Origin of the sequence: Microcoleus sp. F4-D5 (assembly GCF_036704885.1) — a bacterium.
Lineage (GTDB): Bacteria > Cyanobacteriota > Cyanobacteriia > Cyanobacteriales > Microcoleaceae > Microcoleus.
Genome location: NZ_JAUBSX010000052.1, coordinates 1 through 20,423 on the forward strand (window position 1 = coordinate 1; position 20,423 = coordinate 20,423).

The window sequence follows — 20,423 nt, forward strand, 5'->3', positions numbered from 1 at the left end:
GAAGAAGGAAGAAGGAAGAAGGAAGAAGGAAGAAGGAAGAAGGAAGAAGGAAGAAGGAAGAAGGAAGAAAAATAATTTAACTTTTTTAAGTTACCAATTCCCAATTCCCAATTACCACTGACTAATTCCCAATTACCACTGACTAATTCCCAATTACCACTGACTAATTCCCAATTCCTAAGTGCCAATTACCACTGACTAATTGAAAATGCCCGAAAGCCATGAACTTGAAACAATCGAAATTCAACTCCTACTAGAGGGGCTATTTCGATATTACGGATTTGATTTTCGCAATTATGCTCTTGCCTCTCTCAAGCGCCGGATTTGGAACACTATTCGCGCGGAACGGCTCACCACTGTCTCTGGACTTCAGGAAAAGGTGCTGCACAACCCTGCCTACTTAGACCGTTTCCTGCTGGGCATTTCTGTCAATGTAACGACGATGTTTCGCGATCCCAGCTTTTACGTAAGTTTCAGAAATAAAGTGGTGCCGCTGCTGCGTACTTATCCTTTTATTCGCATTTGGCACGCTGGATGTTCAACGGGAGAAGAAGTCTATTCTATGGCAATTTTGCTGCAAGAAGAAGGACTTTACGACCGCTGTCGGATTTACGCTACTGACATGAATGAATTAGTTTTGAAAACAGCAAAAACAGGTATATTCCCCCTGAAACAAATGCAAGAATATACGCAACTCTACCACCAAGCAGGGGGCAAAAAAGCATTTTCTGAATATTACACTGCTGCTTATGAAAATGCTATTTTTGGTTCTTCACTTAAAGATAACATTGTTTTTGCTCACCACAACCTAGCAACGGATACTTCTTTTAATGAATTTAATGTGATCTTGTGTCGTAACGTGCTGATTTATTTCAATTCACACCTCCAAGAGCGGGTACATAAGCTTTTTTATGAAAGCCTGGGAATGTTTGGAGTTTTAGGGCTAGGACATCAGGAGTCTCTGAGTTTTACACCTTATGAAAAACACTATAAAGCAATTGAAAGCAGCGATAAACTCTACCGAAAAATCAAATGAAAAAATTTTTGAAATAGTGGTTGTTGGCACATCTTTGGGAGGGCTACAGGCTCTGACAGTCCTGCTGGCAGATTTGCCACAAAACTTTCCTTTGCCTGTAGTTATTGTCCAACACCGCCATAAGAGTTCTCAGAATAGGCTTACTGAGTTTTTACAGCACCAAAGCTCTCTTCAAATCACAGAGGCAGAAGACAAAGAGCCGATCGCGCCTGGACGGGTTTATTTGGCTCCTGCTGACTATCACTTGCTAATAGAATCCCCCTGTGAGTGGGAGCAGAGCGTGAATGAAAACTACTTTACAGGATGGGAGAGCGTAGCAGTGGAGTCAATCGATAATTCAAAATTCCCAATCCTCTGTCGCGGAAGTTTTACATTTGCACTATCAACTGAGGCTCCTGTCTCCTACGCGCGGCCCTCAATCGATGTGCTGTTTGAGTCTGCTGCGGATGCCTTTGGGGAGAAAGTTATCGGGATTATTTTAACGGGAGCTAGCTCTGATGGCAGTAAAGGGCTGGCAAAAATTAAAGCTGAAGGAGGATTGACATTTGTCGAGGAACCGGCTTCTGCTTTATGCCGGACAATGCCCGCATCCGCGATCGCAAATGTTGAAGTAGACTGGATTTTACCCCTCTCTAAAATCGCTCCGTGTTTAGTCAACTTGCTAAAAATTAAAGATTAAAAAAAATTATGAATCTGCAGCCCCCCGATCGAGTAAATGTCCTTTTAGTTGACGATCGCCCAGAAAATTTGGTGGCTCTAGAAGCTATCCTCAACAGCCCCTCTTATAATCTAGTACAAGCTAATTCTGGAGCGGAGGCTCTGAGATGTCTGCTTAATGAAGATTTTGCGGTAATTTTGCTTGACGTGCAGATGCCGGGAATGGATGGATTTGAGACAGCAACAATGATTCGCTCAAGAGATCGATCGCGATCGACTCCGATTATTTTTATCACAGCATTCAGCAGTAATGACACTCACGTATTTAAAGGTTATTCTCTGGGTGCGGTCGATTACCTCTTCAAACCTTTGGAACCAGAAATATTGACATCAAAGGTCGCGGTATTTGTGGAATTGTTCCAAAAAACAGCCGAGGTCAAGCGGCAAGCAACAGAGTTAGCTGCTGTTAATAGTGAACTCAGCAAAAGTGAAGAGCGGTTTCGCACTTTGTGTGCTTGTTCGCCACTGGGAATTTACTTAGCTGACGTTGAAGGCCGGTGTACTTACATCAACCCCCGCTGTCAAGCGATTTGCGGGTTAAGGTTGGAGGAAAACTTGGCCTCTGTTTGGCAGCGGGAAGTTCATCCAGAAGATCGCGATCGTGTAGTAGCAGATTGGTTAGCTTGGATTAAAGAAGGGCAGGAATATTCTAACGAGTTTCGATTAGCTTCTCGCCAAACTGTGCGTTGGATTCACGTGCAGTCGTCGCCAATGTTTTCGGATTTGGGAAAACTGATCGGTCACGTTGGGACGGTTAGAGATATCACAGACCGCAAGCAAGCAGAGGAAGAACGCGGCCGACTAATCCGCGAACAAGTGGCGCGCCAAGAAGCTGAGAGAGCTAACCGGATGAAGGATGAATTTCTCGCTATTCTCTCTCACGAACTCCGTACTCCTTTAAATGCAATTCTTGGCTGGTCTAGGCTGCTTCGGACCAAAACATTTGACCGAGACACTCTTGAGAAAGCCCTAGAAACAATAGAGCGCAATGCTAAATCTCAAGCGCAACTCATTGAAGATATTTTAGATGTTTCCCGGATTCTGCGCGGAAAACTAAATTTAAATAAGCATCGGATTCAGTTGGAATATGTGATTGAGATGGCAATAGATTCTCTGCGACCGCTAGCTGAGGCAAAATCAATTGCAATAGAATTGGAATGCAGCAAAAATATCGGTAAAGTTGTAGGCGATAGCGATCGCTTGCAGCAAATTGTCTGGAATTTGCTTTCCAATGCGATTAAGTTTACTCCAGAAGAGGGTAAAGTAAAGGTGCGGTTGGAGTTAGTTGGCGACGAGGCGCAAATTCAGATCATTGATAGCGGAATTGGTATCGATCCAGATTTTCTGCCTTATGTTTTCGATCGCTTCCGCCAAGCTGATAGCAGCACAAGTAGGTCTTACGGAGGTTTGGGACTGGGATTGGCGATCGTCCGCCACTTGGTGGAACAGCACGGTGGTAAGGTGGGCGCAGAGAATAATACGGGCGAGGGTGCGAAATTTACGGTTTCTCTGCCAGTTGCTGAGGAAAACGGGCAAGGTGCAGGGGATGATTGGTCCCCGCTCAATGACGCGACAGAGAGTCTCCCAAGTCTTGCTAATTTGCAATTGCTGGTGGTGGATGATGACGATGACACGCGGGAGTTTTTGATTACTTTACTGGAACAGGAAGGAGCTATGGTGCGATCGGCCGCATCGGTGGTCGGGGCTCTAGCTGTACTGGAGAGTTATTGGCCGGATGTGCTGCTGAGCGACATTGGAATGCCGCAAGCAGACGGCTATGAGTTGATCGCGCGGGTGAGAGAAATGGAAGTGCTGCGCGGTGGACATCTGCCTGCGATCGCCCTGACGGCTTACGCGAGAGAGGAAGAGCGCCAGCAAGCGCTGGAAGCTGGTTTCCAGATGCACTTATCTAAACCCGTTGAGATAACTCAGTTAATAACAGGAATTGCTAACCTGACAGGAATGCTCGGAAATCCCGCTCCAACTCACATTTTGCACGATGCTCGAGAACAGGCATCTTGCCTGTTCCACAAAGATTAGATTTGATTGTAGGGAGTAGGGGTTGGGCATCCTGCCAGCCCGTGAAGGCTGATTGACAATAGTGCTCTTCGATAATTTCCAACGGACTCGGCGGTTGAAACCGCTTTGTTGACCGAAAGCATCCAGGATACAAGCCCCCGGATTCATCCCTCCAGAAATAAAAAACCTGTATCAGATAAAGGAGTCCCCGAATTTATTCGTGGGGTCAATGCTTCAATCTAAAATCTAAAATCTAAAATCAATTGACCCCCCAATCCCGTGCCGATTAATGAGAAAAATATTAAGCTAGCTTAAAGGACAAGCGATCGACAGTTCGCAACAAGACACCCGTTTTTCCACAAAAAACTGGATAGTTGCCGTTTTTTGCTTCAACCTGCCGTCAAAGTACAAAATTACCCGTCAATCAATACATGAATATTTTTAGCAGTCTGCTTTCTAGCCCAACTCAAGCACCCCAAGTCAAAAAACAGCGTCGAGGCATTGAAATTAAGTCGGAACGCGAAATCGAAATTATGCGGCAGGCAGCGAAAATCGTTGCAACGGTACTCAAAGAAATTTCCCAAATGGTGAAACCGGGAATGACCACTGCTGATTTGGATGCTTATGCGGAAAAACGCATCCGCGAAATGGGGGCAACTCCGAGTTTTAAAGGCTATCACGGTTTCCCCGGATCGATTTGCTCTAGCATTAATAACGAAGTTGTTCACGGCATCCCCAGCGCCAAAAAAGTAATTCGGGCAGGAGATGTTCTTAAAGTAGATACGGGGGCATATTACCAAGGTTTTCACGGCGATTCTTGCATCACGATCGCAGTTGTGGAAGTGACTCCCGAATCGGCAAAATTAATCCGAGTCGCAGAAGAAGCTCTGTACAAAGGCATCGAACAAGTGAAGGCTGGAGCGTATTTGCTCGATCTCGCTGGTGCGATCGAAGATCACGTCAAAAGCAACGGTTTTAACGTCGTTGAGGAGTTTACCGGCCACGGTGTCGGGCGAAATTTGCACGAGGAACCCTCGGTTTTCAATTTCCGCACCCGGGAAATGCCGAACGTGAAATTGCGAGCGGGCATGACATTGGCGATCGAACCGATTCTGAATGCTGGTTCTAAGTACACTCGGACGCTTTCTGACAAGTGGACTGCTGTAACCGTTGACAATGCTATGTCGGCTCAGTTTGAGCATACTGTGTTGGTGACGGAAACCGGCTATGAAATTTTGACCGATCGTTCAAAAGTTTAAGTCGAAGGGTTCAAGAATAATTTTGAGTTTTGAGTTTTGAGTTTTGAGTTTTGAATTAAAGATTTAATCAGTTTTTAATAGTTCAATCAAAACACAACTCAAAACTCTTGAGTTTAACAACAATTTTTTGAGTTCCTTCGATAGATGGAGTGACAATAAGAGTTAAATTCAGCTAAATTTAAAAATAGTGGTAAAGCGTAAGGGTAACAAATATGTCAGCACGATTGTTATTGGTAGATGATGAACCGGGCTTGCGGGAAGCGGTACAAGCTTATTTGGAAGATAGCGATTTTGCGGTTGAGGTTGCCAGTAACGCTCGGGATGGGTGGGAACTCTTGCAGCAGCACAATCCGGATTTGGTGATTTCAGACATTATGATGCCCCAGGTGGACGGTTATCAGTTTCTCAAGCAAGTGCGGGAAGATCCTCGCTATAAGGCTTTGCCGGTGGTATTTTTGACGGCTAAGGGGATGACGGGCGATCGCATTCAAGGCTATCAAGCAGGCTGCGATGCTTATCTTTCTAAGCCCTTCGATCCCGACGAGTTAGTAGCAATTGTCACGAATTTGCTGGCCCGCCGCGCGGCTGCTAAGGAGACGGGCGAAAATACTGAAAGTCCCGATATTGCAGCTTTGGCAAGCCAAATGGCGAGAATTGAGTCTTTGTTGAGCGGGCGGAGTTCGATCGCCCAAAGTCCTTCGCCGATTAAAATTGATTTGACTCCCCGAGAACAAAGTGTTTTGGATTTGGTTGCTCAAGGTTTGATGAATAAAGAAATTGCCCGCCGCTTGGAAACTAGCGTCCGCAATGTGGAAAAGTACGTCAGCCGTTTGTTTAGCAAGACGGGTACTAACAGCCGTACTGAGTTGGTTCGCTTCGCTCTCGAACACGGCTTGACTCAGTAGCAGCCCTCTCGGCTTTGTTGCAGGCTCTTCCTCGCCGACGTGCGTTACCAGGAAGAGCCTGGTAACGATAATTATGCAAAAAATTAGAAATGTTAAGATAAAAGTATTGACAGATATCTGGTGGTTGTGGTATTAAACATGAGCTTGCTGGCAGCGCGGGAGTGGGAAAACTGGTGCGCGATTCCCTACGGGATAGCTACGCACGCGCGTGCTTCTCACCGCTTTGAGTCGGAGATAGACACTCGCAAAAGCTCGGGAATTACTTAACGGGAAAACCTGACGGTTTAAGAGTTTTTACGTAGTAAAGAGAAAGGCAAACAGTTGGCCCGATACCCTGCGTCAAGCTAATTTGCCGCGAAGTCTCACAGATGGGGTTATATTTTGTCACAAAAGAAACCACTATCAATTAATGACTCTGCTCAAAAACGGATAGAAGCCCCCGACAGGAGTCGCCAGCAGCCCAAAATTTTAGACCAAAATTCAAGCTCTCACATTCAATGCGAGAGTAAATCTAAAATCTAAAATCTAAAATCTAAAATTGACTGACAGCGCAGGAAAGTAGCAGGGGATGTTGGATTTATAGCACCACCCAAGTTTAGTTGATACCAGGAGGATAGCATGAGGAAAATCAAGGCCCGACAAACGATAAGTGCCATAGCAGCACTGCCAATCTTACTAATAGCCAATACCGCTCAAGCTTTTGCCGCTGATACCGGTCAGAAAATAGATCCAATTAAGAAAGTTTCGGATTTTAGCGAAGAGTTTGATTTTGATATAGGCGCACCAACAACAATCAGCATTGAAGAAAGCGAGGATTGGGATGAACCTGATTTTGCAGCTACTTTAGATATGGAGATTAGTAAATTTATGACAAACAATCTTCAAGCTGTAATTGATGAGCCGCCGCCGGTAGTTTATCTCAGTGCGGCGAGGGGCCAGTCAAGCAAGGAATGCCGGATTTCAGCGATATGCGAATAACAGAATCGGATTTGCGCGATTTTGGCGATGGCTGGGAGCTCCGCAAACAAAGACTCTTTTGCTAGGTAGAATTTGAGCAATTATCAAGACTTCAGTAAAATCCGGTTGATTTTGCTGAGAATATGCGAATAACAGAGTATGTATTTTTTTGGGTATGTTTTAATTCGATCCGCTACAACAATAAGTATGCAGGCTCAAATAAACTTAACTAATTGATAGTTCCCACTGATTGGAAATCTCCCAAAAGAGCAAAAATAAAATTAATCATGTGATTCTTCACTGTGATTTGCAAACGTAAAAACGGGTAAAAATAAACTTAGAGCAACCTCCAAAAAGGTGAGGACGCTCTTAATTGCACTTTCCCCTGCGATCGATGGCTTCCATCCGTTACACCCGTTAGATCCGTTAAATAATCCGTTGCCGAACTTCTTTTTCTCGGCAGTTGACAGTACCTATCCTGAGAAAATTTTTCAAATATTAATTATGATTAATTCGCACTGCCAGCAAGACACCGCAGCACAGCAAAACAAAAGTTCCCGACAAACTCTTTCCCGAACTCTGAGAATGTCTCAGGGGCAATTTTCGCTGATTTTGGTACGGTGCAATTACAGTGCGATGAGAGAGGAAACTGTACGGCAATTGCGAGAGGAGTCTGGTATTGAGATTCGAGAAATTGTCCTCCCGGCATCTGTTAAAACTCTTTACACGACGATAGAAACGGAACTTTCTGGCAGCCAGCCGTCAGCTTTAATGGTGTTTGGATTGGAATCGGTAAGCGCGATCGATCGAGTGCTGAGTTCTACCAACTATGTGAGGGAAGAATTTCGGAATAATTTTCCCTTTCCGGTGGTGCTGTGGGTGACAGACAAAATCTTAAAAAAACTGATTCGGTTAGTAACAGATATCGAGACTTGGACGACAACTGTTGAATTTGTGCTCGGCCCAGACGACTTGGTAAATTTCCTGGGTAAAAGTGCCGATCGCATTTTTTCCAATATTTTAGACAGCGGCAATTGGCGTTTAACTAATTCTGCCGTGCTCGGAGCCAATTCTTTGAGTGAATTAGAGTCAGCTACCCAAGACTTGCAAACTTGCAACATCAGGTTAGAACCAGCTATTGAAGCGAGTTTGCAATTTATTCGCGGTCGGCACGAATATGCTTGTCACCGTATCCCTGCTGCTCTGGAATTGTATCAAAAAAGTCTCAATTTCTGGAAGTATCAAGTACCATTTGTTGGAACTAAAACAGAATTTAGCGATTTGTTATTTACCGTTCACCCAGCACCGGTATTAGAGGGAATTCTGCTATTTCACATCGGCCTTTGCTACCGCTTTCAAGCAGAACGACACCGCAGCGGCAACCGTCCTTACTGGACAGAAGCTAAGAATTATTTTCAGGAATGTATTGATGTTTTAGAAGGCGCTGGGCAGTCGGATGCCGTTGGTATATTCATCAATCAACTAGGCGAAGTATTGCAGCATTTAGAAGATTGGGATGCACTCTGGAATTTAGCTATCAAAGCTCGGAGGTTACATCAAAACATGGAAAATTCAGCAGTTAATTTGGCTCAAGATTACGGCTTTTTGGCTAGAGTAGCCTTAGAGCAAAAGAATTGGCAAGGAGCGAAAGAATGGGCTTTAGTCGCTCTAGACGTTCTCAACTCGAATTTAGAAGCGATCGCACAGGGAACGCCTGTAAAGTCGCAGCATCAAGGCTTGTATCTGTTAATTTTAGCAGAGGCCCAGAGCCAGTTGGGTGAGATGCAGGAGGCGATCGCGCATTTAGAGCTTGCTCGCTCGGAAACCGAACCTTGCTACAACCCGCAACTGTATTTGCGGGTTTTAGAAATGCTGCGATCGCTCTATTTTCAGCGGGGAGAATATCTCGAAGCATTTCAAATTAAGCAAGATTATCGAGCAGTGGAACACACCTATCGGTTCCGAGCTTTTATTGGAGCCGGAAAGTTGCAGCCGCACAGAGAAGCGATTAATCCCGTCGCCGAAACTATTGTCGGCGCTGCTACTATTGCTGACGAAATTACTGCTTCCGGCAGAGAACAAGACCTCAATCGCTTGATATATAGAATGAACAATACCCCAGACAAACTGACAGTAATTTACGGTCAGTCTGGAGTTGGTAAAAGTTCAATTGTCACCGGGGGATTAGTACCGGCTCTCAAACAAAAAAAAATAGAAATGCGGACTGTTTTGCCGATAGTGCTGCAAGTTTACAACAACTGGCCGCGGGAATTGACCAGACAGTTATCTGCAGGTAAAGCTGAAATATTCAAGCCGGAAATTTCCGAATCAGTAACACTAGATTTTCCAGTAGATTTTCCAGCAGAAGCAGGCACAGCCACGGGAAATCTTATTTCGGGGTTTAACGGCGGAGCGGCTGAGAACAATCAGGATAAAATTGAACCGTCAGACCCAGTAGAATTAATCGTAGAACAACAGGCGATAGAATACGGAAACATTATCCAGGCTCTGCAAATAAATTCAGAACATTTAGTGACTGTTCTGATATTCGACCAATTTGAAGAATTTTTTTTCGTGTGGAAAGAACCAGCGGAAAGGCAGATATTTTTTGATTTTTTAAGGGAATGTTTAAAAATCAAATATTTAAAAGTTATTCTGTCTTTGCGGGAAGATTACCTGCACTATTTACTGGAATTTTCCCGACCCAAAAAACCGACAGAATTCATAAAAAATGATATTTTGGAGGACATTCTCAGCAAAGATATTCTGTTTTATTTGGGAAATTTTTCGCTGGGCGATGCGCGATCGGTAATTCGCACTTTAACTGAGCGAGCGCAGTTTTACTTAGAACCAGAACTGATCGAAGAATTAGTCAAAGATTTAGCTGGAGAATTGGGAGAAGTCCGCCCGATCGAACTACAACTTGTCGGCGCTCAACTGCAACAAGAGAACATTAGAACTTTAACTCAATATCAGGAACTCGGCAACAATCCGCAACAAAAATTAGTCGAAAGGTTTCTCGAAGAAGTCATCAAAGATTGCGGCCCAGAAAATGAAGTAGCGGCGCGCCGACTTTTGTATTTGCTGACAGATGAAGAGGAGATCCGTCCCCTAAAAACCCGTGCAGAATTAGCCTCAAATTTAGCGACATTTGCTGAAGCTGACAAATTAGATTTAGTCTTAGAACTGTTAGTAAAATCTGGTTTAGTTTTTCGGTGGACGGAACTGCCGGCAGAGCTTTATCAGCTCGTTCACGATTATTTAGTTAGCTTCATTCGCCAGCAGCAAGAATTAGATCAAAAGGCAGAATTTGAGGAACTGCGAAAGCAAAATCAAATTAACCGAGATGAAATTGAACAAATTCGCAAAGATAGAGAGCGAGATGCTTTGCTGTCGGAAGCTAGAGACAAACAGTACCAAGCGGAAGCTCAACTTTACCAAACTCGGAGATGGCAATTGCGGGTGGCGGTTCTAGGAGTGCTTGTACTCGGAGGTGTTTCGGCGATGGCTTTCGAGCAAGCAAAATTAGCAGAAAGCGCGCGGCAAGAAGCCGAAACCAGTCGGACTGATGCCCTAAATTCGGCGTCGGAAGCTTTGGTGCTTTCTAATGAAAAAAACCAATTAGGAGTGTTGGGAAATAGTATCAAAATTGGTCGTGATTCTCTGAAAAGTACAGCGCTGCCTGCGGACACTAAAAATCAAATTGCTGAAAGACTCAGACAAGCAGTTTCCGGGGTGCAAGAACGCAACCGTTTCGGGCAGCACAGCAAGTTTGTTTTGGATGTTAGTGTTAGCCCCGACGGCAATTCCGTTGCTTCGGCAAGTGCTGACAAAACTGTTAAATTGTGGAGCAAAGAAGGTAAGTTATTAAAAACTTTCAATCACCCGGATAGCGTGACGAGTGTTAGTTTTAGTCCCGATGGGAAAACGATCGCTACTGGTTGTGCCGATCGCACAATTAGAATTTGGCAAGTAGATAACGACAAAAGTGCGATCGGCATTTTATCCGGCCACCGCGATATCGTCACCAGCGTCAGTTTCAGTCCCGACGGCAAAACCCTAGCTTCCGCCAGTCACGACAACACCGTCAAAATCTGGAACCTTGCGAACAAAAAATTGCTGCAAACCTTAACGGGACACAAAGACTGGGTGCTCGGCGTCAGTTTCAGTCCCGACGGCCAAACAATTGCCTCAGCAAGTGTTGACAAAACTGTCAAACTTTGGAACCGAGAAAGTAAAACCCAGAAATTTAAAATTAACCCCAAAACATTAACCAAGCATTCTGGCATTGTTTACAGCGTTAAGTTCAGTCCAAACAGTCGAGAAATCGTCTCGGCAAGTGCCGACACCACAGTCAAAATTTGGAACCGAAACGGTGAGGAAATCAGAACTCTCAAAGGACACAACGATGAAGTTGTCAGCGCGAGTTTCAGTCGCGACGGTCAAAAAATTGTCACCGGCAGTGCAGACGATACGGTGAAAGTTTGGAGTCGCAGCGGCACTTTGCTCAACACTTTTCGAGGACATCAAGACGACGTGAGGGCAGTGAGTTTCAGCGGTGACGGCACTATTACTTCCGGAAGTAAGGACAAAATAGTGAAAATTTGGCAACCGGACAGCACTCCGCTGAATAAGATTTTATCGGGACACGGAGACTGGGTTTACAAAGTCAGTTTTAGTGCTGACGGCAAAACAATTGCTTCTGCTAGCGGGGACAAAACAGTGAGACTTTGGCGCACTGACGGCAGTTTATTCAAAACCTTAGAAGGTCACAAGGATTCTGTTACCTGGGTGAGCATTTCGCCTGATGATAAAACTGTTGCTTCTGCCAGCGATGACAAAACGGTGAAAGTCTGGAATTTAAACGGCAAACTGTTAGATACTCTCAGCCACAGCGGGATTGTCAGAAGCGTGAGTTTTAGTCCAGACGGAAAGATAATTGCCGCTGCAAGTGCCGATCGCAAATTGTACCTCTGGCGCTGGAACGGTGCTAAAGCAACTTTGTTTGCAAAACTCGATCACAGCAATCCAGTAATTAGCGTTAGCTTCAGTCCCGACGGCAAAACTATTGCTACTGCTACCGCTGCTGAGGACAAGGCAAGCGGGAAGAAAAAGGCTTTTGAAATTACCGGAGAAAAGAGAGTTTACCTCTGGCAATTTAACGGTTCGTCGGCGAAAATTCTGAAAACTCTCGACCACCAGGACAGCGTTAAAAATGTTAGCTTCAGTCCCGACGGGAAGACTATTGCTGCTGCTTGCGCCGACAAAAAAGTTTACTTGTGGGGGTTTGATGGAAAGGTGGCGAATTTAACTGAAAAACTCGACCACAGCGATACTGTAGAAAGCGTGAGTTTTAGTCCCGACGGAAAGTTGATTGCGGCGGCGAGTGGGGGAAATACTGTTAAGCTGTGGGATTTTGACGGCCAGAAGGCTATTCTATCTAAGACTTTGGAATCGAGCGATCGGGTGTTGAGCGTTACTTTTAGTTCGGACAGCAAAACTCTGGGTTTTGCTAGTAGGGATAGGAATGTAATTCTGTTGCCTGTGGAGAATTTGGAACTGAATAATATCATTGCTCGCAGTTGCGAATGGTTGGGAGATTATTTGCAGCATAACCCGAATGTTGCTGAGGGCGATCGACTGCTTTGTCTTGGGTTTGGGAAGCAGGCGTTAAATAAGAGGAAGTAAACCCTAAGCTAGGACGCTGCTCAAAGCCCATCCCACAAAAATTATTTTTTCTTGTGGGGTGGGCTTCTAGCCTTCCCGAAAATTTAATTAAAAGGACTTTTGCAAGATAAGACGGCGGTTGAAACCGCTGGGTATTCTTAAAACATCTATCTATTGACGAATTTTTTGTGTTGTAAATTTGCAGTAAATTAGACTAATAAACTTAACAGCACATCAACCCGCCATTCAAACAAAAGGTAAACCGCATGGATGTCAACTCCCAAAATGTCCAACCAATCCCGCCATTCAACGAGACAAACGAGGAAACACCAGAGATAGGTGGCGGTTTGCCCGTAATAGAATATTGGGCAGAACATACATTGTCCCCGGAAGGGCCGAAACTTTGGAAAACTTTGCTGCACAAAAGTGCTTGTTTGTCCTGTTCTTGGGGCACTGGCGGGCAGAAAGGAGGTTTTACAAATGAAGAGGGCGAAAAACTTCAGCGGTGCATGAAAAGCGTCGAAGCAATCTCCGCTGAAATCAAGCCAGCTATCTCAACTCAATTTTTTGAACAGCAGAGTATTGCAGAACTCCAGCAATTAACTTCAATGGAAGCCGATAGGCTGGGAAGGTTGAGTTTTCCGATGATTTTGCGGGCTGGTTCATCTCATTACGATCGCATTTCTTGGGAAGAAGTTTATCAAATTGCCGAAGCTGCCTTTCGCAAAACCCCCGAACGAGTGGCATCTTACAGTTCCGGCCGTTCTTCCAACGAAGCGGCTTTTCTGCTGCAATTGATGATGCGAGCGATGGGTTCCAATAACTTAGCAGATTGTTCCGATCTCTGCCACGCTCCCTCGACAACTGGCTTAAGCGAAATGTTTGCCACCCGCACCTCGGTAGTGAGTCTAGAAAACTTGAAGCAAGCAGATTGCGTCGTACTTGCGGGCAGCAATTCTTCCTACAACCATCCCCGCTTGATGAACGAATTGATTAAAATTCGCGACAAAGGTGGTAAAATAATTGTAATTAATCCGGTGATGGAAATCGGCTTAGTCAAGTTTGGTTCTCCCGCATTTCCCGTCAAATCGCTCATCCCCGGTTCCGATATTTCCTCGCTCTACTTGCAGCCAATTCCCGGCAGCGATACGGCGCTATTTCTCGGCATTCAAAAGTCTGTAATCGAACAAGGTTTGCTGGACGAAAAATACTTGCAAGCTCATACAGAAGGCTGGGAATCAGTAGTACAGCACGCCCGCGAAACTTCTTGGGAAACTATTACTGAAACCTGCGGAGTTTCCCGCGCAGAAATTGAGGCAGCCGCCAAAATTATCGGCACTTCCCAGCGCGTTGTCTTCGGTTGGGCGATGGGAATTACCCAACACGATAACGGCGTAGATAACGTTTTCAGCATCGCCAACACGGCCTTGATGACTGGAAATGTCGGCAAAGAAGGGGCGGGATTAATGCCTGTGAGAGGACACTCAAACGTCCAAGGATTCGGCTCTATGGGCGTCACTGTGAAGCTGAAAAAAGAAATTCAACAAGCTTTAGAAAAGTTATTAAATCGTCCCCTCAGTCCTGTTAAGGGCTACGAAACTCGATCGCTCATTGAAGCAGCAGATGCAGGCAAAGTCGATACCTTAATCTGTCTGGGCGGTAATTTGTATGGGGCGAATCCAGATTCAAAGCAGGCAAAACGCGCTTTAAGCAATGTTGAAACCGTTATATACCTCGCAACCAAACCGAATTTAGGGCATTTTCACGGATTGGCAAAGCACAATACAATTGTGATTCCGGTGCTGAATCGCTTTGAAAACCCCCACAAAACAACGGTGGAATCTGGGAATAACTTTGTGCGTTTAAATGATGAGGGCGAAACTCATCTCCAGAATTCGGATTTGATTCCTGAAGTGCATTTCTTGACAGAATTAGCCAGCAGAATTCACGGCAATTTTCCCGTTGATTGGCGCAAACTTCAAGACACTAAATACGTTCGGCAATTGATTGCTAAAACTATTCCTGGCTATGAAAAAATAGCGACCATTGATGAAACAAAAGAGGAATTTACTATCAGCGGTCGCATTTTTACAGAACCTAAATTCCCTACAGAGTCTGGGAAAGCGAAGATGTTTGTCGCGCCTTTACCTAAGCTGAAATTACCGGAAGCGAAAGAGTTTGGGGTATCGGAATCAACACAGGGTATTGTTGTGGCATTGATGACGGGACGCAGCTATTCTCAGCACAATACTGTCGTCTACAAAATTGATGACAAATACCGGGGAATGCCGCACCGCAACTGCATTTTGATGAATCGCGCGGATGCAGAAAGTGCGGGTTTGCATGAACATCAGCGGGTTACGGTGCAGGGAAATGCGGGCAAAATGGAAAATGTCGAGGTGATTTACGGGGCGGTTCGTGCTGGTGCTGCTTTGATGTTTTATCCGGAAGTTAATGTGATTTTTCACCCGGAGATTGAAAAGCGATCGGGCACGCCTGCTTACAAGCGCGTACCTGCTTTTGTTTATGCGGAAGTTCAGCAACGGATGTAACGGATGTAAGGGATGTTATGATTAGCTCTGCCTTATTTCTTCTTCCTTCTTTCTTCTATAACTTACATTTTGGATGATTTTTAAGAACAGGCAAGATGCGTGTTCCACAAGGAGTTAATTTTTTGTGGGTGGGCATCTTGCCTGCCCAACGGATGCCAAATTTGAACCGGAATCAAGTCTGAGCTTTAAAGCCCCACGTTTGATGCGTCTAGCTAATTCCCCATCTTCCACAATTTCGCTGGCAACTGATTCGTGACCGTCGATTTTATGGTAAGCCGATCGCCTAAATAACATGAATGGGCTACCTGCAAAAGCACTGTCTGTTTTCGAGGGATTGTTGACGGCGGTTAAGTTCTAGCAAACTGCTAGGTGATTGAACATTAACGGCTGCACCAACTACTCAGCAAAACACTCGCTTTCCCAGCCGTGGCATACAGGTTAGTAAGTCTATTTTTTCGGTTTCGGCTGTGGCGATAGCGGTTTCGATTGCCCCTGGTTTGAGGCGCACGTCCGCATCGATAAATAATAAGAAATCTCTCGTTGCTACCTGCACGGCTTGGGCGCAGACCCAGTTTTTGCCCGCCCAATATTGGTTGGCAGGTCGCGGCTGACCTGCTAATATTTTTAGGCGGGGGTCGTTGAGATGCTGTTGCAGGGTTTTGCCGATCGCCTTCGTGTCGTCTGTCGATCGATCGTCTACAATTAAAACTTCTAAGTTGTCCGCAGACAGCGGTATACTCTCCCTCATGGCGATCGCGCAATCCCGAATATTCTCGGCTTCGTTGTATGCTGGTACGATTACCGAAACTTTAGGAAACTGCGCGGCGGACTCCGGTGACAGCTTGACCTAACTTTTGTCGGTTCGAGGCGCATTTTTGACCGATCGACCCAAATTCTTAGTGTAACCTCTACTTACAATCAGAGAAAAAATTAGCAGGGTTAACAATATCAAAGCGAACAGACCTCAAAATTTCGCTAGACTATTTCTCTCACTAAATATTAAAAAATATTAAAACAAAAAGCTAGTCGATCGCCCGAAAAGTTATTTTGACCGAAAGCATCCAGGATACAAGCCCCCGGATTCATCTCGCGCAAGTCAATGCTTCAATCTAAAATCTCCCCGTAAATTTTGCACTTTAAGGCGCTATCAGCGCGTAGGGATTCATCCGTGGGGTCAATGCTTCAATCTAAAATCTAAAATCTAAAATCTCAAATCGATTGACCGAAAGCATCCAGGATACAAGCCCCCGGATTCATCTCGCGCAAGTCAATGCTTCAATCTCAAATCTAAAATCTCAAATCTAAAATCGATTGACCGCCTCTTTTGCTATAATTTGTGAGCATCTTTCGGCTCTGTCGCAGCAAAGGGCAAGACCCCTCACCCAGTCAGCGACCGAAAAGCCGAGGATAAATATCATTTGTCAGAGGATATTGGAATGGGCGAATTTTTTACAGTCGATGTGTTTGCGAACACGATAGCGGTACTCGGCGCTTTGGGTTTTTTATTTTTGGGATATCAAGCTTTGCAGATGTTGAAAAGATAAAGTATGTCAGAACACAGATTTTGCACCATTGTCAAGAACGGGCAAGATGCCCGTGAAGCGAAGAATGATTTTTCTCGCTGCACAGGAATCTTGCCTGTTCCTAAACAAGTAATTGAGAATCGTGCAATATCTCAGTCAGAAGTCAGAAGTCAGAAGTCAGAAGGAAAGAAGTCCGATGGAAGTCGTCCGATGTCCGTCGGAAGAAGGAAAGAAAGAAGAAGGAAAGAAACAACTATTCCGAATACCCAATGCCCTGTTTTGCCAATGCCCAATGCCCTGTTTTGCCAATGCCCAGGAACACCTAATTTACCTGAAAAAGGCTATACAAGTGACTCAACAGTGAAACTGTTTATTGCGAAAATCAACCAAAAAAAGGCTGCGTTATTATCATGGTGAGCCAACTTTTAGATGGACGCTATCAAATCATTGAAGTCATAGAAACAGGAGAATTTGGACAAACTTATCTGGCCAAAGATATTCGCCGTCCGGGCGAACCGCAGTGCTTTGTCAAGCACCTGCGTCCCGGTACCAGCGAACCGAAATTAATTAATACTACGCGCCGTCTTTTTCAAAAAGAAGCAGAAGTTCTAGAAAAGCTCGGTCAACACGACCAAATTCCTCAGCTATTCGCTTATTTTGAAGAAAATGAAGAATTTTTCTTAGTTGAATCTTTTGTTGCCGGTCACTCGCTATCAACGGAGATTGTACCCGGGAAACCTCTAACAGAAGAAAAAATGATTTCTTTGCTTAAAGAACTGTTAGAAATTTTAGTGTTTGTACACGGACAGGGAGTAATTCACCGAGATATTAAACCGGCAAATTTAATCCGACGCTATTCAGACAACAAGTTAGTTTTGATTGACTTTGGCTCGGTGAAAGAAATTCACATCGCTCAAAGACAAGCGCCGGTAACTGTGCGGATTGGCACGCTGGAATATATGCCGATCGAACAATTTCAATACAACCCGCAACTCAACAGCGATATCTACGCTTTGGGAATGATTGGCATCCAAGCAATGACGGGTTTGCCCGCTTACGATTTGCCGAAACTGCGGGATTTGAAAAATTCTAATAAAGGCGAAATTGTGTGGCGGCATTTAGCAACGTGTTCCCAAGCGCTGGCAGATGTTTTGGACAATATGGTGCGCTACGATTTTCGGGAGAGATACCAGTCGGCGGCGGAAGCTTTAGCTGATTTGAGGAAAATTGGCGATCGCTCCCGGGCGCGGATTCCCAAGCTGACAATATATCGCGAAGAAGTCGATCGGCGCAGTAGCAGCCGGGGTGAAATTACAGTCGTCGGTCGGAGAATATTAGAAGAATTGCGCGTCAGTTTGGAACTGTTGCCAGAAGAAGCAGAGGCGCTTGAAGATGAGGTATTGAACCCTTACCGCAAATACAGGGAAAAAGGCGAGCGCTACGAACAATCGCTGCAAGAAGCAATGCAGCAAGAATATCCGTTTTCTGTGGAAACTCGCGACGAGTTAAAACGTTTGCAGCAAGTTTTAGGACTTACCGACGAAGATGCCGCGAGAATCGAAGAATTAGTCGTTCCTAAATCTTTATTCGCTAAATTGTACAAGGCGATCGCCACAGTTTTGGAGGGACACCGCAACCGCAATCCGCCATCAGCCAGCATTGCCACTCCACTCGAATTGCAGGCAAGTCCGGCGGTATCCCGGCAGGTAAATCTGAACGGAAAAACCGATTTGTCGATCGGCAGCACAACAGCGATTGTCCCCAAAGAAACTCGCAAATTCAATCCTTATCTCGCCGGGGCAACGATTGCGGCTATCTTAGCTGCGATCGGCGGAATTTACGGATATCTCAAGTGGCAAGAATGGAAGCAGCGAGTGCAGCAAGAATCCCAACAGCTCAATCAAATTGAAGCTCTTTATAAAGCCAGCAATTATGAAGACTGCATCAGCCAAATACCAACAATTGCCAACACTTCCAGCAGCTATGCGTCAGCTCAAAACATACAGGAACAGTGCCAAGCAGGTCTGCGGTGGAAGAACGCCAAAGTCAAAAATTTCGCTCAGCATTCAGATGCCGTTGGGTCTGTTGCTTTCAGTCCAGACGGCTTAATGTTAGCCAGCGGTTCTAAAGACAAAACCATCCAAATTTGGGATTTAGCTACAGGCAAGTCGATCCGCACTTTTCCAGGAGATTCCTCCACTATTTGGTCGGTTGCTTTTGACTCAAACGGTACGAAACTGGCTACTGGCACCGGTTTTTGGCGAGTCATGCTGTGGGATTTGAAAACAGGGCAAGCGATTAGCAGTCTCGACCACACTGCTTCTGTTTGGTCTGTCGCTCTCAGCCCCGACGGACAGCTAGTGGCTAGCGGCAGCGGAGACAAAACCACAAAGATTTCAGATGCAGCAACTGGCAGTTTGATTCAGAATTTGCCAGACCATACAGATTTTGTTTATTCTGTTGCTTTCACTCCAGATGGAAAAAGTTTGGTTAGCGCTTCTAAGGATAAAACAATTACAATTGTTGATGTAGCAACGGGGAGGTTGCTAAAAACTATTCAGGGACACGGCGAGCCGGTGAGGTCAATTGCTATTAGCCCCGACGGCAAGACAATTGTTAGCGGTTCCTACGATGAAACTATTAAAATCTGGAATCTCGAAAATGGAGATTTAATTCGCTCTATCAAGGGACATTCTGATGATATTGTCTCGGTTGCTATCAGCCCGGACGGGAAGTTTATTGCCAGCGGGAGCAAGGATAAAACTATTAAAATTTGGGATTTTGCTACCGGAGAATTGCTGAATACTTTGACGGGACATTCTGATGAGGTTTATGTGGTGACTTTTAGTCCTGACGGCACAACTATTGCTAGCGGTTCTAAAGACAATACTATTAAGTTGTGGCTGAGGTAATACGATTTTAGATTTTAGATTTTAGATTTTAGATGGGAATGACTTAGGAATGAGAATTAAATAACTTACAATGCGTGATGTTTCTTGTGGGATGGGCTCTTATAGCCCGTCCAGAAAGGGCGGGCCCGACACCCCACTTTCCTTGTGTAAATTATTTAATTCGCGATCCTTACTGCTTAATGGTTGGGAACTTCCCTACACTTACATCCTTGTGAGGAACTGGTGTAATTAGTCATCGGTCATTTAATTGCTATATATAATTCAGCTCGTTTTTTAAGGCTTTGGGAAAGTGCCAAGAAGGTGTTTCTAATTCCTCCTCAGTTGGATAATTTTCAGTTGAGTCTTCTCGGATTTGAAAAAAGTAGTAGAGGTTCCCCCACAGTTAAAGGGAATATTTCTTTCCAACTCCCAATTTGATTTTTAAATAATTACAATTTCTTGATATAGAAAAAATGTAATTTTGTATTGAATGCTTCGACCTCAACAGTCAAGCGAGATTTATAGAGCGAGTGCAATGTATAGTTGGAGAGATTTTATCGAAGTTTACTGAGCAAATGAAATATTGTCTGATTCTTATATGAAGACTTTTAATTAAACGCTGAAATAGGGTGTAAAAACTATCGTTCATAAAAGCAAAATGGGAATCATTGGGTTCGATTTTGAAGAGTCTTTGTAAAGTGATTGAGTCAATCACAGAGCGTTGAATTTTAGAAGTTTTAGTGGCGGTCTCAACCCCAGAATCTGATAATTATACCAGTTATTAAAAGTCGCATATCCCCGCACCGGACACGGCATTGCTGCGTCCCTACTCGCGGATTTTTCAGAATTGGTATAAGTCAGGGAAATAAAAAAATTAGACTTTAGTTAAACCTCCCA

General features: G+C 44.7%; 13 protein-coding genes. 12 read left to right on the plus strand and 1 reads right to left on the minus strand.

What is annotated here, in order from left to right:
* Positions 1-208 precede the first annotated feature (208 nt).
* The 9 genes from QUA80_RS21735 (at position 209) to QUA80_RS21775 (ending at position 15,112) form a co-directional block, all read left to right on the plus strand.
* Positions 209-1,036: a protein-glutamate O-methyltransferase CheR gene (locus tag QUA80_RS21735; RefSeq protein WP_333427149.1), complete on the plus strand. Its 828-nt coding sequence runs from the start codon at positions 209-211 to the stop codon at positions 1,034-1,036.
* A 16-nt stretch (positions 1,037-1,052) separates the two neighbouring features.
* Complete coding sequence (locus QUA80_RS21740) at positions 1,053-1,715, plus strand: chemotaxis protein CheB (RefSeq protein ID WP_333427150.1); 663 nt, start codon at positions 1,053-1,055, stop codon at positions 1,713-1,715.
* Positions 1,716-1,723: 8 nt separating this feature from the next.
* Positions 1,724-3,793: a response regulator gene (locus QUA80_RS21745; RefSeq protein WP_333427151.1), complete on the plus strand. Its 2,070-nt coding sequence runs from the start codon at positions 1,724-1,726 to the stop codon at positions 3,791-3,793.
* Positions 3,794-4,203: 410 nt separating this feature from the next.
* Positions 4,204-5,031 carry a type I methionyl aminopeptidase gene (map, locus tag QUA80_RS21750; RefSeq protein ID WP_333427152.1) on the plus strand — a complete coding sequence of 276 codons (828 nt, stop codon included), beginning with the start codon at positions 4,204-4,206 and terminating at the stop codon, positions 5,029-5,031.
* A gap of 212 nt (positions 5,032-5,243) precedes the next feature.
* Entirely contained in the window at positions 5,244-5,936 is a 693-nt protein-coding gene (locus QUA80_RS21755) for a response regulator transcription factor (protein WP_333243463.1), read from the plus strand.
* Positions 5,937-6,056: 120 nt separating this feature from the next.
* Positions 6,057-6,203 carry a hypothetical protein gene (locus QUA80_RS21760; protein ID WP_333427153.1) on the plus strand — a complete coding sequence of 49 codons (147 nt, stop codon included), beginning with the start codon at positions 6,057-6,059 and terminating at the stop codon, positions 6,201-6,203.
* A 351-nt stretch (positions 6,204-6,554) separates the two neighbouring features.
* Entirely contained in the window at positions 6,555-6,914 is a 360-nt protein-coding gene (locus tag QUA80_RS21765; protein WP_333427154.1) for a hypothetical protein, read from the plus strand.
* Between the two features lie 336 nt (positions 6,915-7,250).
* Positions 7,251-12,581, plus strand: coding sequence for an nSTAND1 domain-containing NTPase (locus QUA80_RS21770; protein ID WP_333427155.1), 5,331 nt, complete (start codon positions 7,251-7,253; stop codon positions 12,579-12,581).
* A gap of 245 nt (positions 12,582-12,826) precedes the next feature.
* Positions 12,827-15,112: an FdhF/YdeP family oxidoreductase gene (locus QUA80_RS21775; RefSeq protein ID WP_333427156.1), complete on the plus strand. Its 2,286-nt coding sequence runs from the start codon at positions 12,827-12,829 to the stop codon at positions 15,110-15,112.
* A 400-nt stretch (positions 15,113-15,512) separates the two neighbouring features.
* Here the strand turns inward: QUA80_RS21775 and QUA80_RS21780 are convergent, their stop codons facing one another.
* Positions 15,513-15,953, minus strand: a complete 441-nt coding sequence (locus tag QUA80_RS21780) for a glycosyltransferase family A protein (protein WP_333427188.1) — start codon at positions 15,951-15,953, stop codon at positions 15,513-15,515.
* Positions 15,954-16,530: 577 nt separating this feature from the next.
* Here QUA80_RS21780 and QUA80_RS21785 point away from each other — a divergent pair.
* Genes QUA80_RS21785 through QUA80_RS21795 form a run of 3 tightly spaced genes read left to right on the plus strand, consistent with a single transcriptional unit; the run spans position 16,531 to position 19,547 of the window.
* On the plus strand, positions 16,531-16,656 hold the full coding sequence (locus QUA80_RS21785) for a hypothetical protein (RefSeq protein WP_333427157.1): 126 nt from the start codon (positions 16,531-16,533) through the stop codon (positions 16,654-16,656).
* Positions 16,657-16,659: 3 nt separating this feature from the next.
* Positions 16,660-17,052, plus strand: a complete 393-nt coding sequence (locus QUA80_RS21790) for a hypothetical protein (RefSeq protein ID WP_333427158.1) — start codon at positions 16,660-16,662, stop codon at positions 17,050-17,052.
* Entirely contained in the window at positions 17,046-19,547 is a 2,502-nt protein-coding gene (locus tag QUA80_RS21795; protein WP_333427159.1) for a protein kinase domain-containing protein, read from the plus strand. Before QUA80_RS21790 ends, QUA80_RS21795 begins: the two co-directional genes overlap by 7 nt.
* Positions 19,548-20,423: the final 876 nt, after the last annotated feature.